Source organism: Thermoanaerobaculia bacterium (assembly GCA_035717485.1).
GTDB lineage: Bacteria > Acidobacteriota > Thermoanaerobaculia > UBA5066 > DATFVB01 > DATFVB01.
In genome coordinates, this window is the sequence record DASTIQ010000088.1 from 1 (window position 1) to 3,648 (window position 3,648).

The following is a 3,648-nucleotide window of genomic DNA, read 5'->3' on the forward strand; positions in this document are numbered from 1 at the left end:
CGCTCGCCGCAATGCTTCTCGCCCTTCCGGCCCGGGCCGTGGTGATCACGGTCATGAACGCGAACGACTCCGGCGCCGGCTCGCTTCGCGCGGCCCTGACGATCGCCGCGGACGGTGACACCGTGAATTTCGACGCCGGCCTCAGCGGGAGCACCATCACGCTTCTTTCCCAGATCTCCGTCGGCTCGAGTGTCGCGATCCAGGGCCTCGGATCGAGCCATACGTTGATCAGCGGCAGCACGTCCCGGATCTTCGAGATTGCGGCGGGAAAGACGGTGTCGATCTCCGGTGTCTCGTTCTCCGCAGGGACGGCGACGGGCACCGCTGGCTCCGGTTCCGGGACGGGAGGCGCGATTCTCAACCACGGCGCCCTCTCCATCGACACTTGCGCCTTCACCGGCAACGCGGCCACCGGCGGCACGGCGAGCCCCGGGCCCAACAACGGCGGCACGGGCGCCGGAGGCGCGATCTACAACGACGCCGGAGCCACGCTCAGCGTGAGCAACTCGGTGTTCTCGGGAAATACCGCGACGGGAGGCACCGGCGGCGACGCCGCATTCGCCGGAGATGGCGGCGACGGGGTGGGGGGAGCGATCTTCAACGCGGCGACCGCGACGGCCACGATCACGGGCTCGCAGTTCAATCAGAACGTCGCGAGCGGAGGGACCGGGGGCAGCTTCAACGTCAACGGCGGGAGCAGCGGTTTCGGAGGCGGCGGAGAGGGCGGGGCGATCTATTCGGGCGGCGCGCTCGAGGTCTCCCTGTCCGTGTTCGCATCGAACGAAGCCTCGGGCGGCACCGGCGGCGTGGGGACCGGCGGGGACGGAGGAGAGGCGCTGGGAGGAGCGATCCTGGACACCCTGAGCGCCGTCGTCGGCGTCACGACCTCGACGTTCGATTCGAACACGGTTGCCGGCGGGAGCGCAGGGGCGGGCGGCGATTTCGGCGGCGGCGGCCATGGCGCCGCGATCGGCAACTTCTCGCAGGCGACCCTGACTCTCACCGATTCGACGCTGACGGCAAATCACGCGACCGGCGACTGCGGCACCGGAGGCGGGATCCACAATTTCGGCGCGGGAGCGACGCTGACCAACGACACCATCCAGGGCAACTCGGCCTCGTGCAGCGGCGGCGCGATCACCGACGTCTCCGGTCTCACGCTGCTGAACTGCACGATCTCGGGCAACACGGCCGACAGTGGCGGCGGCATGGACGTCACGGTGGAGGCCGGCGCGGTGACCCTCACGAACACGATCGTGGCGGGCAACACCGCGACGACCGGCCCCGACGGCAACGTCTTCATCGGGACCGTTCAATCGGGCGGCCACAACGTGATCGGCATCGCGTTCACGGGGGGCTTCGCCGCCGGTTCGGGCGACCAGATCGGGACGATCGGCAGCCCGCTCGACCCGGGCCTGAACGCGCTCGCGAACAACGGCGGTCCGACCCAGACGATGGCCCTGACGCTGACGAGCCCGGCCCTCGACCACGGCGACGACTCGAAGTGCCCGCCGACGGACCAGACGACGATCACGACGCGTCCCCAGGGCGCGGCGTGCGACGTCGGAGCGTTCGAGCTCCCGGTCACAACGGGGACCGGCGGCAACGCCTTCACTCTGAGCGTCACGATCGTCGGAGACGGGTCGGTGACGAGCGCGCCGACGGCGGGAATCGACTGCCCTTCCGGTTGCTCTGCGGCCTACTTCGCGGGGACGAGCCTGACGTTGACGGCGACCCCGGGCACCGGCTCGGTGTTTCGCGGCTGGAGCGGCGGATGCACCGGCTTCAACCCGTCGGCGCCGGTGACGATGAACTCGAACGTCGCTTGCACGGCGACGTTCGGGCCGCCCGCACAGGTGCCGATGCTCGGCGCGGGAGCGTTCGCGGGCCTCGCTCTCCTCCTCGCTGTGAGCGGCGGGCTGGTCCTGCGCCGGCCGTAGCGGGAACGGATCCATTCCGCGGACGCGGACGTTTCGCGGCGATCCTGGCGGTGCCAGGCGCGACGAATCGATCTATCTGATCGTCGACAAACTGGAGATCGACGTCTTCACCGTCCGATTCCGTCCTCCTCGCCGCTCCCCACCGCCGAATAGCCGCTTCGCGAGCTCCGAACCCACGGCGGCGTCGCGTCGTTGAGGACGATCTTTCCCGGGATCGCCTCGTGATCGCCGAACGAGCCGTGCATCTGGAAGCTGTTGAAGCTCGCGGCCTGAATCGCTTCCCGACTCGCGTCAGTTCACGGTGACCGCCTTCGAACCGGACGCCGAGCATCCGGATGCATTCCTTACGGTCACGCTCAACGTCATGGTTCCCCTCGAGCCGGCCGTGAGCGAGATCGACGGCGTGCCGTTGCCCGAGTTGATCGTTCCGTTGGTTACCGACCAGACATAGGTCGCTCCGCTCCCCGCGCTCGGAACGGAGGCGCTCCCCTTCTGCTTCGCCTTGATCGACGACGGAGCCGTGATCGCTGCGGAAGGCGCCGCATTGATCGACACGGTTGCCGACGACGAGCTCGAACAGCCCGCCGCGGTCTGCACCGTGACGCCGAGGAGCGCCGAACCCGACGCTCCCGCGGTGTAGGTGATCGTGTTCGTTCCCGCTCCCGCCGTGATCGTGCCGCCAGAGATCGTCCAGGAGTAGCCCGCACCCGCCTGAGAGACGGTGGAAGCCGTCGACGAAGACCCGGCGCAGACATTCGAAGGAGTCGTTATCGAGCTCAACGGCAGCGGATTGATCGGAATGGTCGTCGACGAGGTCGCCATGCAGCCATTCGGGGTGCGGACGGACAGCCCGAGCACCACGCTCGCGCCCGTACCGGCAGTGAAAACGACGCTCGGTGTTCCGGCCCCGGCCGTGATCGCTCCTCCGCTGATCGTCCAGGCATAGCTGTTTCCCGAATTCGAGACTGCCGACGCGGCATAGCCGCCGCTTCCCGCACAGACCGCGGCCGGAGCGGAAACCGCCGCGTTCGCCGAGTTGTCGACGGCCACGGAGGCGCTTCCCGACGCCTGACATCCGTCGGCAGAGGTCACCGTCACGCTCACGACGGTTCCGGATGCCGAATTCGGAGTGAACGTGATCGACCGCGTCCCGGCGCCGGAAAGGATCGATCCCGTCGTGAGAGACCACGCGTAAGTCGCGCCGGCGCCCGCCTCCGGCACCGATGCCGTTCCGGCCGCCGAAGAACCACAGAGCACGGAAGGCGCGCTGATCGTGGCGTCCGGGCCGGATTCGAGCCGCCCGGAAACGTCGTTCGTCACGACCGATTCACCGCACGCCGACGTCGACACGCAGACGAGATAGAAGGGACCGCCCGCCGCCAGGGGAAGGTCGGAGCCGCTGATCGTGTACGCCACGCCCGTGGCGCCCGCGATCGGATGAATCGACCCGCCCGGCTCGGTCCGGTATCCCCACTGGTGCGAGACGCCGCTCCCGCCGAAATCCGTGACCGAGGCCGTGCCGCCCGTCGCGCTCGGACACAGCGTCGTCGCTCCGGCGACCGACGCGGACGCCGACTGGAGCGCTGGCGAAACCGCAACCGTGAACGTCGCGGCGGGACCCGTGCAGTCCGGGGCGTAGCCGACGGCCGTATACGTCGTCGTGGCATCGGGCGAAACCGTGACGGTCGGACCGGTGTCCCCGGTCGAC

General features: G+C 69.1%; 3 protein-coding genes. 1 reads left to right on the plus strand and 2 read right to left on the minus strand.

Annotated features, from left to right (window positions below; translation table 11 throughout):
• On the plus strand, positions 1-1,940 hold a 1,940-nt coding region (locus VFS34_04695), incomplete at its 5' end, for a choice-of-anchor Q domain-containing protein (GenBank protein HET9793739.1).
• 107 nt (positions 1,941-2,047) lie between these two features.
• On the opposite strand, the gene VFS34_04700 is transcribed toward VFS34_04695, so the two are convergent.
• Both VFS34_04700 and VFS34_04705 read right to left on the minus strand, forming a co-directional pair.
• On the minus strand, positions 2,048-2,185 hold the full coding sequence (locus tag VFS34_04700; GenBank protein ID HET9793740.1) for a hypothetical protein: 138 nt from the start codon (positions 2,183-2,185) through the stop codon (positions 2,048-2,050).
• A gap of 46 nt (positions 2,186-2,231) precedes the next feature.
• Positions 2,232-3,648, minus strand: a 1,417-nt coding sequence (locus tag VFS34_04705) for a hypothetical protein (GenBank protein HET9793741.1), incomplete at its 5' end; no start/stop codon positions are given.

Excerpts from the sequence above, each read along its gene's own strand:
- VFS34_04700 (HET9793740.1), bottom strand. The coding sequence starts at position 2,185 with ATGCACGGCTCGTTCGGCGATCACGAGGCGATCCCGGGAAAGATCGTC.